Origin of the sequence: Wolbachia endosymbiont (group A) of Sicus ferrugineus, assembly GCF_947251515.1 — a bacterium.
Classification (GTDB): Bacteria; Pseudomonadota; Alphaproteobacteria; order Rickettsiales; family Anaplasmataceae; genus Wolbachia.
Genome location: NZ_OX366370.1, coordinates 412,033 through 424,590 on the forward strand (window position 1 = coordinate 412,033; position 12,558 = coordinate 424,590).

Consider the following 12,558-nt stretch of genomic DNA (forward strand, 5'->3'; position numbering starts at 1 on the left):
TAATTATGGTTGTACAGTTTGTTTATTTCCATCAACATTACTGCATCTAACCTCACTTAGCTTACTGCCAATTGTAACTCCATAGGCAGAGCATATAACTCCATAAACAATACTACCAGCTATTAACACAGATGCTGCAGTAATTCCAACTATTGCTAGTACAGATAATTCAGTAGCGTATGCAAGCATCAATGGAATTACAACAGTAGTAATAGCACCCACAGCAGCGCTAATTTTTATTGCTTTATTCTTAATACATGATGGATCTGCACCATAGTCTAGTAGTAGCTTTATTAGCTTTGGATGTTTATAATTGTAATGAATAGCGTAATCCAAGGGAGTTTTTCCTTCTCTATCTAGCAAATTAACACTTGCTTTTCTTTCGAGTAGAGGTTTCACTATTTCTGTATTGCTTTCCCTCATAACGGCATAATGCAAAGGAGTTCTTCTATAAAATTGATTTTGTACATTAACATTCGCTTCTTTTTTCAGTAGAAGCTCTACTATCTCTACATTGCCGAACCAAGCAGCATAATGCAAAGGTGTCATTTCAAGTTCACTTCGCACATTAACATTTGCATTGCTTGCTAGCAAGAGCTTTACCATTTTTAATTTTGTTCACCGACAGCAAAGTGTAAAGGAGTCCTGTTGAATATGTCTTTCACATCAATATTAGCCCCTATTTCCATTAAGAATCTTGCTAGCGTTTCATAACCATTTTTAACCGCTAGGTGCAATAAACTATACCTATCTTTACACCCAAAACCTGTATATTCGTATTCTTTGAATATGTGATTTACATTGAAATTATTCTTTTTCCATTGAAAATATTGATCAAAACTATAAATATCGTCTTGATTATTTTTGGGAGGACATCTTTTTTCCAATTTGTCTCTTATTTCATCAATTATATTTTCTTTATTTATATCTTGATTATTATTGATCTCTTGTAATATTTCTTGTAACCACATCATTTTTCGTTTAAACTTCATAGTTTTATTATGGCATATGAAGTGAATTATGTCAATGAAGAACTAAGAAACTGGTTCTTCTTTTTTTCTATAGCTTTAGGTTTACCTACAATTTGAAAAACAACAAATTCGTCATTCCGCCTCAGTATCTCTAGATCCCGCTAACACTTAGCGGGATGACGAGTTACTTAACGTCATACCGTGATTTATTCACGGTATCTCAACCGCTAACAAAGCGGGATGACTAGACTTTTTGATTTACTCCCACTCAATGGTTGCTGGTGGTTTAGAAGTTAAGTCATAGACAACTCTATTTACTCCGGAAACGTTATTAATAATTATACTGCCAACATTCTGTAAAAAGTCCCAAAACACTAGCGAATGCTGATCCTTATCTTCAAATGGAAATGCATCAGCCGTCATACCATCGGACGATGTTACAGCCCTTAAAGCACAAACATATCCGTATGTACGACCATCTCCCATGACGCCTACAGTTTTTATTGGTAATAATACAGCAAAAGCTTGCCATATCTTATCGTATAGATCGTAATTTTTCATCGTATTAATATATATTTCATCTACTTCTTGCAATATTCGCACCTTTTCTTCATCGATTTCACTTATAATCCTCACTGCAAGTCCGGGTCCAGGAAATGGATGTTGAAATATTATCTCGTCTGAAAGCCCAATTTCTTTTCCAAGTAGCCTTACCTCATCTTTAAAGAGGTAGCGTAAAGGCTCTACTAGCTTCAGGTTCATCTTTTCTGGCAACCCACCAACATTATGGTGAGACTTAATTGTACTAGTGTTGTCTGAGGCATGCCCTGACTCAACTACATCAGAGTAGATGGTACCTTGCATCAAAAAATCCACATCACCTATTTTTTTTGCTTCTTCTTCAAACACTTCAATGAAAGCGTTACCGATAATTTTTCGCTTTTTTTCTGGATCAGTTATTCCCTTTAACCTACTCAAAAATAAATTTGATTTATCAACGTAGTTTATCGGAATTTCTTTCAACATAGCAATGGTCTGGTTCTTGCGTAACAACCCAGTATCGATAAAAATACAGTTCAATTGTTTTCCTATAGCTTTATGTGTGAGAGCCGCTGCAACACTTGAATCAACCCCACCACTTACTGCAGCGATTACTTTTTTCTCTCCTACTACATTTTTGATTTTTTCCTTCTGCTTTTCAATAAACGATTTCATTGTCCAGTCTCTCTCGCAATTTGCAATATCCAAGAAGTTAGAGAGCAATTTACTGCCATTTGTTGTGGGCCTCACTTCAGGATGGAACTGAGTACAGTAAATCTTCCGCTGTTCGTTAACAATCATTGCAATTGTTTGATTTATCACACCTGATGCGATAACAGTAAATCCCTGTGGTATAGTATCAACACTGTCCGCATGGTTCATTAATACATCCACTTCAGAATTAACATCCCAGGTATCCTTTATAATGGGGGATTCTTTTAGTATCTTGATTTTAGTTCTGCCAAACTCCTGTTTGAAACTCTCTTTTACTTTTGCTCCAAAATAATGACAAATGAGTTGCTGTCCATAGCATATTCCAAGTATAGGAACGTTTGTTGCCTTATTAAGTTTTATAATTTCATGTACTACTCTACTTGTTTCAGAACAATCATCATTTACAGATTGTGGTCCTCCAGAGAGAATAAACCCATTGAATTTTGATATTGTTTCAAAACTGATGTTGCTTGGAAATATTTCGCAATACACACCCATTTCCCTGACTTGTCTTGCGATAAGCTGTGTAAATTGTGAACCAAAATCAATAATGGCAATTGCTGACAATTTGCTCCTCCATATTATTTAAAAGTGATATCTGATAATAAAGAAAATAAAGAAGTAAGTAAACTAATACCAATTCCCATTACAAGGCAAACAGATGGACAATGATGGAAGAAAAGCCATAATGAAGCAAGTAAAATAGTTGAGGTATAAATGGCATTAAGATCAAAATTATTGGATGAAAAAGTAGTAGAATCAGCAAAAGAAATGCTGAAGAAAGTAAGGAACAATGCATATGTTTCAAAAAAACTAAATGCTGTAATTGCAGCAAAAAAGCACAGTATAGCGGCTGTAGCAAAAATATATTGTATTTCAAGAAGCGCACTAACTTCGTGGGTAAAACTCTTGAAATTTGGCAGAGAAGAAAAACTGTTTACTCCTCCACAACGGCGTAGAAAAACTAAATTAAATCAGGATCAACTACGGCAAATTGAAGAGTGGATAGAAGAAAATCCTAATATTACCATTAAAGAAATGAGAATAAGAATCCAGGAAAAGTTCGGATTAAATATCAGCAAATCTACAGTACACCGCTATATGCAAAAGATGAAATTCTCATATATTACACCCAGACCAGTTCATAATGGACAAGATAAAAGCAAACAAGAGGAATTCAAAAAAAAATCTCAATGGAGCTATTAGCAAGTATCCAGAAAAAGAGCTATTTTTCTTTGATGAATCAAGGTTTGGCACACATTCAAAGGTTGGACATGGGTGGTTTAAAAAGGGGATTAGAACACAGGTTAAAACAAAATTAGTTAGGCAAAATTTCTATCTCTATAGTGCGGTTAATCCTAGAAATGGAGAGAGTTCTAGCTTATTTGCACCAAATGTCAACACTGATTGCATGAACATATTTCTTGAGCAGATGTCGCAATATCTAGAAACACGAGAGGCTTTGGTTATATATAAAACAGAACATTTTGTGCAATAAAATATACGATACAATTGCTCTGCTTTAGGGTGCTTTGTGCAAATTTATTACTTCTCTTGCCAGCTCCACAATTAAACAACTCTGCAATTTCTCCTATTTGACTGACCAACAATGAGAATTGGTATAAGACCTCTTAAAAGCTTTGATGTATGACTTAAACGTTAGCTATGATTTATTTTGAGTTGACAGAAACTTTGCATGGTGGTGACTCAGAGTCCTCAGTTTTTCTTTGGGGTCAAGGCATACTTTAAAAAAATCCCAACCGTTGCAACTTTTACCGGTAATTCTTGTGCCAGCCGTAGAATGAGCACTATATTCTTCCCCATTGTAAATAAACTTTCCCTCATTACTGACTGTAACTTCATACATTTTCTTTTTATATTCTCCAACAAGTGTTCTAACTATAAAAAGAGCTTTAATAACTTTTTGATTTTGCGTTAAGCCATCATCATCAACTTGCACAATTTCTTTAGGTTTATCTATTTTGAGCTCATTTAGTGGCTCATTACCCACCATATTGTTTAATACTTTATTTATTATATATGTTACTGCCTCATCTTTGACTTCTTCTACTCTTTTATCTACATATTTTTCTACTTCACTACGCACATGCCTTTTCAAACTTTCAAGCAAATCCTGTAAGTCGAGTAAAGTTAATTCAGATGTTTCCATAAAAACCCCCAGTTTTATTATCACGTATCAATAATACATCTAGTATACTTAAAATATCTTTAAGAAAGGCAACTCTGACCTTCAGGTAGCTAATGTTAACTACCGATATCGTACGTGAACCAAAATCAATAATGGCAATTGCTGACAACTTACCCCTCCATATTATTTAAAGCAATATCTGATAATAAAGAAAATCATGGGGCAAGTAAACTATAGCTAAAGTGGCTTAGGTTTACCTACAATTTGAAAAACAACAAATTCGTTATTCCGCTACTTGTTAGCGCCGCGGCGGTATGACGTAGGGAAACCTTCTTGGGTTAGCTATACCTGTTTTGCCACTCTGCTGAACGGATACTTTGAAAGTAGATCTATTATAGAATTGATATGAGCCTTATTTTACCCTAATCGTTTATAACCTTTGGCACTACGAAATACCCATGCTCAGGTTTTGTATTGGACAATATCTCTTCTTTAATGTTTTGAGAATTTATAACATCATCGCGTACATGAATGTCCTTGTCTATACTGCCATAACGCATAGGAGAAACACCTTCAGTATTAACTTGCAATAAAGTATCATGTATCCAATCCAGCATTGTCAGTTCTTTGGAGTAGTGATCAATCTCGTCATTTGATAACTTAATCCTTACAAGCTGTGCAATTTTAAGCATTTCTTCCTTGGTAATTGTTATTTTTCTCTTATTTGCAAATTCTATTAGTGAAGTAATAACGTCTTCTGTTGACTTAGCTGGCATCTTTACCTCCTTGGATGAAGTGAGTTAAAATATCTACGACCGAAACAACTTCCATTTTACCAGTTTTTTCAAGTTTGTGAAGTATAGTATCCGTAATCACTAATTTATCTAAAGAAGAGGAAGAAATTTTTTCAACTGCACTTCCTGAAAGCACGCCATGTGTGATGCATGAAATTACGGACTTTGCTCCGCAATTTTTTAAAGCAAGGGCTGCATTACACAATGTTCCACCAGAGTCAACTATATCATCAACAATGACACAATTTTTATTCGCAACTTCTCCTATTATGTTCATTACTTGAGATGTGCCTGCTTTCTCCCTATATTTATCTACTACAATAATCTTATCACTTAACCCTATCTTGTACTTTTCCTCTAAAGTCTTTGCAAAAGCACGTGCTCTGCCAATTGCTCCAACATCAGGTGCAACAATTGCCAAATTTTCCGTGTGTATACAGTCAACAAATGCTTCAAAGCAGTTCAAATTAGTTATCGGTACATCAAAGAATCCTTCAATTTGACTTGAGTGCAAATCAATCACTGCAACACTACTTGCACCTGCAGTTTGAATAAGATTTGCAACTAATTTGGCATTTAAAGCAGATTGCATATCATTGTTCTTGATAATTCTATCTTGTCTGCTATATCCATAATAAGGAATAATTACTACTATCCTTTTGGCTCCTAATCTATTTACTGCATCAATTATAAGCAGAAGCTCCATAAGGTTATCATTCACAGGGGGAGAAAGAGATTGTACTATGTATACTTCTTGATTATATAGATCATTTGCTACTTCTACATTTACCTCGCCATCGGTAAACTTTGATATCCAAGCAGAGGATGGTTGAACATCTAGCCGGTTAACTACTGATTCCCCTAATTCTTTACTAGCATTACCTATTATTATCTTCATAATGTACCAATTGAGCTTGTAAGATTATACAGAAATTATAAAATAATTGAAATGTAAGTTTCTTTATCTAGCATTCTTGTCGGCAAATTAGGTACCTCTTGTACAATGACCTGTCATTTTCACGCATTGTTTCAATATACAGACCCAAATTGAAACAACTATACAAAATCCTGCTTATGTTTCAAGATAAATGACTTCAATGAAATATAATTTACCTTACCACTTCGTTTTGATTCTCCAGTTCAACATAGGATAAATTACTCATACATTCTCCTAGTATTTCCTCCTTTTTATCATTATCTAGTCCACTACTAAACCCCTGACACTTTTTCTCAAGAGCTAAGCGTGTAGCTATCTTACTGTTTCAGATGATAATTCCGGCAACTCATTACGAATCTTTTCCTGCTCTTCCTCAGAGAAATTGCCAAGGTTTTCCCTGGCCATTTCAGAAAATTTTTGAGTAATCGTTTCTTTTATCGTTCCACCAACTTCCTGTTTATTTAGTGTAATAACTACCGATGGATGCAAGCCAGATAAATACTCAACCATTTTATTGTATGTTCCACCTGAAGTAAGTAAAATAGCGAGGTTTAAATGGCATTAAGATCAAAATTATTGGATGAAAAAGTGGTTCACTAATAATGAGAATTGGTATTAGCTATAGAAAACTTGTATAGATTTTTTCTACTTCTGTGATATCATAAGCCTGTAATAATAAAATAAGCAAATATGGATAAGTCAGCGTATGAGATCATAGAACATGAGTATGATGTGGTAGTAGTGGGTGCAGGTGGAGCAGGGCTCAGAGCAACGCTTGGGATGGCTGCAACTAATTTTTCAGTTGCCTGCATTTCTAAAATTTTCCCTACACGAAGTCATACAGTTGCAGCACAAGGCGGAATTAGTGCAGCTTTAGGTAATATTGGTGAAGACGATTGGCGCTGGCATGCATATGACACAATAAAAGGTTCAGACTGGCTTGGTGATCAAGATGCAATAGAATATATGTGTAAAAACGCTGCTAAAGCTGTTATTGAACTTGAAAATTTTGGCGTACCTTTTTCTCGTACAGAAAATGGCAAAATATACCAGCGTTCCTTTGGTGGAATGACAACTCACTTTGGTAAAGGAAAATCAGCGCAGCGCACTTGTGCGGCAGCAGACAAAACTGGGCACGCAATCCTTCACACTCTATATCAGCAGTGTCTTAAATTCAACGCTGAATTTTTTGTTGAATACTTTGTGATTGATTTAATTATGGATAGCGAAACCGGAGCATGCTGCGGAGTTCTTGCTTGGTCGCTATGCGACGGTACATTACATAGATTTCGCGCACATTCGGTGGTGCTAGCAACAGGTGGATATGGACGTGTTTATTTCTCTGCAACAAGTGCGCATACCTGCACAGGTGATGGTAATGGCATGGTGGTGAGAGCTGGGTTACCACTTGAAGATATGGAATTTGTACAATTTCATCCAACAGGAATATATGGCTCAGGGTGCTTGATGACAGAAGGGTGCCGTGGAGAAGGGGGGTACCTCGTTAATTCTCAGGGCGAAAAGTTTATGGAACGTTACGCACCAAAAGCAAAAGATTTAGCTTCCCGTGATGTGGTAAGTCGTGCAATAACAATTGAAATTAGAGAGGGAAGGGGAGTTGGACCGAAAAAAGATCATATGTATTTAACTATAGCGAATCTTGATCCGGAAGTAATAAAACTCAGATTGCCGGGCATCAGCGAAACCGCAAGAACTTTTGCTGGAGTTGATGTCACTAAAGATTCAATACCGGTCATTCCGACTGTTCACTATAACATGGGTGGCATTCCAACCAATTATCATGGAGAAGTGATCACGCTGAAGCAAGGTAAGGAAGAAGTGGTAGATGGACTATTTGCAATTGGAGAAGCTGCGTGTGTCTCTGTGCACGGTGCAAATCGACTTGGTTCTAACTCGCTTCTTGATCTTGTGGTTTTTGGTAGAGCTGCAGCACTCAAAGCAAAAGAGAAACTAAAATCCTGTACATCACATAAAAAATTGAGCTCAGATTGTACAGATTGGATAATAGATAGGTTTAATAAAATGCGATTTGCTTCTGGGAAGCTCAAAGTAGCAAAAATACGCAGCGAAATGCAGAACACTATGCAAAAGTACGCATCAGTGTTCCGTGTTGCTGAAGTTTTAGAAGAAGGTAAAAAAGCTATAAAAAAGGTAGCAAAAATGATGCCTGATATTTCACTTGAGGATCGCAGTATGATATGGAACAGTGAGTTAGTTGAAGCACTGGAGCTTGCTAACATGATCCCACAAGCGGTTATTACCATGGAATGCGCAGCCAATCGAGAGGAGAGTAGAGGTGCTCATGCTCGTGAAGATTTTCCTGAGCGTGATGATAAAAACTGGATGAAACACACCATAGCGTGGCTTGAAGAAAAGAAAGGTCAAATTAACGTAAAAATTGATTATAAAAAAGTGGCTGAAAAAACTCTGAGCGATGAAATTGACTTCATCGCTCCAGAAAAGAGGGTATACTAGTTATATTGTTAACCCATCTGCGGGAGATTTTGTTGATGTATCTTTCATTTCACTTTTTGGATTTCTTGCACGCTTTGTCTGTCGGTCATTGTCAGTAGAGTTCTTTGTTTTATTAGTTAGTTTTTCAAAACATTTCTTAACACCACTAAACCCTAAAGTAAGAGCAAGACATGTAGCTATAGCAATAGCTGCGAGGAATAAAGCGGCAAGGGCCCCAATGTAACCCTGAGAGACACCATATGCTACAGCTGAAATGAAAATAACCGTTGTTATGGATATTAATGTTTGACGGGTTCTCTCTTTGCTGGATCTATGTACTTTCCAGCAGCAGATACTGCTTTTCCTGCAGTAGATGCTGTTTTTTCTATAAAAGAACCTGCTTTTTCAATGCCAGACTGACATTTTTTTGAAGCAGTTTTACAGTGGTATTTTTCCTCGAGTTTCTCCTTTAGCTCTCTAACCTTTTTTTGTGTTTCTTGTGTAATTCTTGGATATTCTTTTAAATTAAGTAAAGTAATACCAATTCTCATTGTTGATCAGTCAAATAGGAGAAATTGCAGAGTTGTTTAATTGTGGAGCTGGCAAGAGAAGTAATAAATTTGCACAAAGCACCCTAAAGCAGAGCAATTGTATCGTATATTTTATTGCGCAAAATGTTCTGTTTTATGTATAACCAAAGCCTCTCAACAGGATTGAGTTCAGGTGAATATGGAGGTAGGTATATAATCTCAATATTTTTAGCTACCTTTAAATTTTTTGACTTATGCCAACTAGCACAGTCCATAACAAGAACAGCTTCTCTTGTCCCTAGATATTGCGACATTTGCTCAAGAAATACATTCATGCAATCAGTGTTAACATTTAGTGCAAATAAGCTAAAACTCTCTCCATTTTTAGGATTAACTGCACTGTAGAGATAAAAATTATGCCTACCTAATTTTATTTTAACCCGAGTCCTAGTGCCTTTTTTAAACCATCCATGCCCAACTTTCGAATGTGTGCCAAACCTTGATTCATCAAAGAAAAATAGCTCTTTTTCTGGATACTTGCCAATAACTTCATTGAGATTTTTTTTTGAATTCCTCTTGTTTACTTTTATCTTGTACGTTGTGTACTGGTCTTGGTGTAATATATGAAAATTTCATCTTTTGCATATGGCGGTGTACTGTAGATTTGCTGATATTTAATCCGAACTTTTCCTGGATTCTTATTCTCATTTCTTTAATGGTAATATTAGGATTTTCTTCTATACATGCTTCAATTTGCTGTAGTTGAGCCTGATTTAATTTAGTTTTTCTACGGCGTGATGGAGGAGCAAACAGTTTTTCTTCTCTGCCAAATTTCAAGAGTTTTATCCACGAAGTTAGTGCGCTTCTTGAAATTCAATATATTTTTGCTACAGCCGTTATACTATGCTTTTTTGCCGCAATTACAGCATTTAGTTTTTTTGAAACATATGCATTGTTCCTTACTTTCTTCAGCATTTCTTTTGCTGATTCTACTACTTTTTCATCCAATAATTTTGATCTTAATGCCATTTATACCTCGCTACTTCACTTACTTTAGTATGGCTTTTTTTCCATTATTGTCTATCCGTTCTTTGTATAGTGGGAATTGGTATAAGAGGAAGTAGTAATGTTTTTTCGGGGTGAAAGTAACCTCTTGCATACATATTAAAATCTAAGAAAGTTAGTTTTTGTGCTATAATGGTTCTTTATTGAAAATAGCGTTGATGGATATCGCTACTAGCTTATTAGGGGATATTAGTAATTTAATAGATAGAGCAAAGAATCATCTTGCTACACATTTCAATTCTACTCTAGTATTGTTAAATTGGGAAATTGGCTTCAGAATTGATCAAGATATCTTAAAGCACAAACGTGCAGACTATGGCAAACGAATCATCTCCCAACTTGCAAAAGAGCTTCAGATTAAATATGGACGTGGGTTTGATAGAGCTTCATTGTTTCGGATGGTGCAATTTTCCAAATTCTTTCCCGATCAAGAAATTGTCGCGACATTGTCACAACAATTGAGTTGGTCACATTTTGTAGAAATTATTACAATTTCTGATGACTTGAAGCGCAGCTACTATTTAGAAATGTGTCGTATTGAACTTGCTATTTTTTCATAGGGGATTAAGGCGCCTTATTGCAATAGAACTAAAAATTGGTCGATTTGATTCTGACCCATTAATATTAACTTCATTAAGCCTTTAAATACGATTTTGCCCACTAACTTAGTGTTGCACTTATCTACTCCTGTCATCCCAGTGCCCAGACACTGGAATCCAGAAAACTTAACTCTACACTAAGTAAATGTACAATAAGAACTAGATTCCATGTCGTTTTAATCTGCACAGATTGCGAAGTTAAATGAAATAGCTTCAATTTCATGATAAGGGGGCTGGCGAAACTTGTCAAGTAAGTTTTTTCGTTTCTGCGGGCTACTTCTCGACACCAGTGGTGTTAAGTATTCGTACAGTTATTGGTATTATTAAGATACTCCCTAATCTTCTTTAAATCCTCCCAGGCTAAACGTTTTTGCATTGGCTGACGCAGTAGGTAAGCTGGGTGAAATATAGCAGCTGTAGTGATTGAGTGAGATAAATATTGGTTAGTGTACGTATGAAATCTACCACGCAAATTCGATATAGTTTTTGTGCTGTCAAGAAGGCTATAACACGCAATTCCCCCGACCAAAATTAGAATTTGCGGTAAAACCAGTGCAACATGCTTCTCAACAAATGGTCTGCACATATCAAGCTCTAGGTCGGTTGGCTTTCTATTGCCAGGTGGGCGCCAAAATACGGTATTGCTTATGTATACCTTAGTGCGATCAAGATTGATTGCATTTAACATTTTATCGAGCAACATTCCACTTGCACCACAAAATGGTATGCCTTGAAGGTCTTCATTTGCTCCTGGAGCTTCACCAACGAGCATAATTTTTGCGTTTGGATTACCATCGGAAAAAACAGTATTAGTTGCAGTTTTTTTTATCTCACAACCTTCAAATGATTCAACTGCACTTCTTAGTTCATCCACACTACTACATTTACTTGCAAGTTTCCTTGCTTCAATTATCCAAACACTTGGAAACATGTCTTTTCCATCTTTAGTGTCACCCCAGCGCGTATCTGCATCTTTCTTCTGGGTCCCAGTTTGGATAACAGAGGGTTGCACACCCTCTTTGCTCTCCAACTTTTTTTCCTCTTCACCCTCTGTTAGTGTGCAATCAACGCCCACTTCATGGTAAAATTTTAATAATTCTAGGTCTTCATTGCTCATAATGCTTTTTAACCTTTTGTGCTTTTTTCATGGCCATATCATACTTTAATTTAGATAAATGTCTAATATATAATATGCCATTTAAGTGATCTAGCTCATGCTGAATACACCTTGCGAGCCAGCCGCAAGCTTTTAGCGTCTGTTCCTCATTATTTAAATCCTTATATTTCACAGTCAAATATTTTGGACGCTTAATTTCATAGCTTTGCTCTGGAATTGAAAGGCACCCTTCTTTGAGAATTACTTGTTCATCGGATAATTCCGTAATTTCAGGGTTAATCATGTAAAATTTGCCAGTCGATTCATACCCTACTGGCTCGTCTTCAGCTCGGGAAAGCTGAATGTCCATAACAAAAACTCTCCTCAGCACTCCAACTTGCACTGCAGCAAGGCCAAGACCTTCTGCATCGTACACAGTTTCGAACATGTCGTTTACTAATTCTTTAATTTTATCGTTTATATCTGTTACTTCACTGGCACGTGTGATTAGTCTTTCATCAGGGGCAATTACAATTGGTAATATGGACATAATATGGACATAAAAATTATAATTTTATGTTTTGCTTTTCCTTTTGTCCAGAATTTAGTGTATATTAAAATGTTGCTATATCTATAACAGAAATATAAATTATTAAAGAAAGCTACAATTTAAATGAAATTGCGTAAT

General features: G+C 36.0%; 12 protein-coding genes and 2 pseudogenes. 3 read left to right on the forward strand and 11 right to left on the reverse strand.

Annotated features, from left to right (window positions below):
* Nucleotides 1-3 precede the first annotated feature (3 nt).
* The 3 genes from OPR24_RS02060 to guaA form a co-directional block, all read right to left on the reverse strand.
* Nucleotides 4-606 (reverse strand): ankyrin repeat domain-containing protein, encoded by a 603-nt coding sequence (locus OPR24_RS02060; RefSeq protein ID WP_265033669.1) that lies wholly within the window; start codon nt 604-606, stop codon nt 4-6.
* A 2-nt stretch (nt 607-608) separates the two neighbouring features.
* Nucleotides 609-992: an ankyrin repeat domain-containing protein gene (locus OPR24_RS02065; protein ID WP_265033671.1), complete on the reverse strand. Its 384-nt coding sequence runs from the start codon at nt 990-992 to the stop codon at nt 609-611.
* Between the two features lie 237 nt (nt 993-1,229).
* Complete coding sequence (guaA, locus tag OPR24_RS02070; protein ID WP_265033672.1) at nt 1,230-2,792, reverse strand: glutamine-hydrolyzing GMP synthase; 1,563 nt, start codon at nt 2,790-2,792, stop codon at nt 1,230-1,232.
* Nucleotides 2,793-2,942: 150 nt separating this feature from the next.
* On the opposite strand from guaA, the pseudogene OPR24_RS02075 reads away from it, so the two are divergent.
* Nucleotides 2,943-3,838: pseudogene (locus OPR24_RS02075) on the forward strand (IS630 family transposase).
* Nucleotides 3,839-3,888: 50 nt separating this feature from the next.
* On the opposite strand, the gene OPR24_RS02080 reads toward OPR24_RS02075, so the two are convergent.
* From OPR24_RS02080 to OPR24_RS02095, 4 genes are all read right to left on the reverse strand, one after another.
* A complete protein-coding gene (locus OPR24_RS02080; RefSeq protein ID WP_265033674.1) occupies nt 3,889-4,395 on the reverse strand; it encodes a DUF2924 domain-containing protein in 507 nt (168 codons plus the stop codon).
* A gap of 401 nt (nt 4,396-4,796) precedes the next feature.
* The gene (gene gatC, locus OPR24_RS02085; RefSeq protein ID WP_065094978.1) at nt 4,797-5,150 is read right to left on the reverse strand and encodes an Asp-tRNA(Asn)/Glu-tRNA(Gln) amidotransferase subunit GatC; all 354 of its coding nucleotides are present in this window, start codon (nt 5,148-5,150) and stop codon (nt 4,797-4,799) included.
* Nucleotides 5,140-6,066 (reverse strand): ribose-phosphate diphosphokinase, encoded by a 927-nt coding sequence (locus OPR24_RS02090; protein WP_265033676.1) that lies wholly within the window; start codon nt 6,064-6,066, stop codon nt 5,140-5,142. Before OPR24_RS02090 ends, gatC begins: the two co-directional genes overlap by 11 nt.
* A gap of 351 nt (nt 6,067-6,417) precedes the next feature.
* Entirely contained in the window at nt 6,418-6,615 is a 198-nt protein-coding gene (locus tag OPR24_RS02095) for a hypothetical protein (protein ID WP_265033677.1), read from the reverse strand.
* Between the two features lie 180 nt (nt 6,616-6,795).
* Here OPR24_RS02095 and sdhA point away from each other — a divergent pair, with 180 nt between their 5' ends.
* Nucleotides 6,796-8,601 carry a succinate dehydrogenase flavoprotein subunit gene (gene sdhA / locus OPR24_RS02100; RefSeq protein ID WP_265033678.1) on the forward strand — a complete coding sequence of 602 codons (1,806 nt, stop codon included), beginning with the start codon at nt 6,796-6,798 and terminating at the stop codon, nt 8,599-8,601.
* Nucleotides 8,602-8,879: 278 nt separating this feature from the next.
* Here the strand turns inward: sdhA and OPR24_RS02105 are convergent, their stop codons facing one another.
* Complete coding sequence (locus OPR24_RS02105) at nt 8,880-9,131, reverse strand: hypothetical protein (RefSeq protein WP_265033680.1); 252 nt, start codon at nt 9,129-9,131, stop codon at nt 8,880-8,882.
* A pseudogene (locus OPR24_RS02110) lies at nt 9,128-10,139 on the reverse strand (IS630 family transposase). The gene OPR24_RS02105 and the pseudogene OPR24_RS02110 overlap by 4 nt, the downstream one beginning before the upstream one ends.
* Nucleotides 10,140-10,333: 194 nt before the next feature.
* On the opposite strand from OPR24_RS02110, the gene OPR24_RS02115 reads away from it, so the two are divergent.
* Nucleotides 10,334-10,735 carry a DUF1016 N-terminal domain-containing protein gene (locus OPR24_RS02115; RefSeq protein ID WP_265033682.1) on the forward strand — a complete coding sequence of 134 codons (402 nt, stop codon included), beginning with the start codon at nt 10,334-10,336 and terminating at the stop codon, nt 10,733-10,735.
* 334 nt (nt 10,736-11,069) lie between these two features.
* Here the strand turns inward: OPR24_RS02115 and OPR24_RS02120 are convergent, their stop codons facing one another.
* Together OPR24_RS02120 and def are read right to left on the reverse strand one after the other, a co-directional pair.
* A complete protein-coding gene (locus OPR24_RS02120; protein ID WP_265033684.1) occupies nt 11,070-11,891 on the reverse strand; it encodes a uracil-DNA glycosylase in 822 nt (273 codons plus the stop codon).
* Complete coding sequence (gene def / locus OPR24_RS02125; protein WP_253309681.1) at nt 11,881-12,420, reverse strand: peptide deformylase; 540 nt, start codon at nt 12,418-12,420, stop codon at nt 11,881-11,883. Before def ends, OPR24_RS02120 begins: the two co-directional genes overlap by 11 nt.
* Between the last annotated feature and the right edge of the window lie 138 nt (nt 12,421-12,558).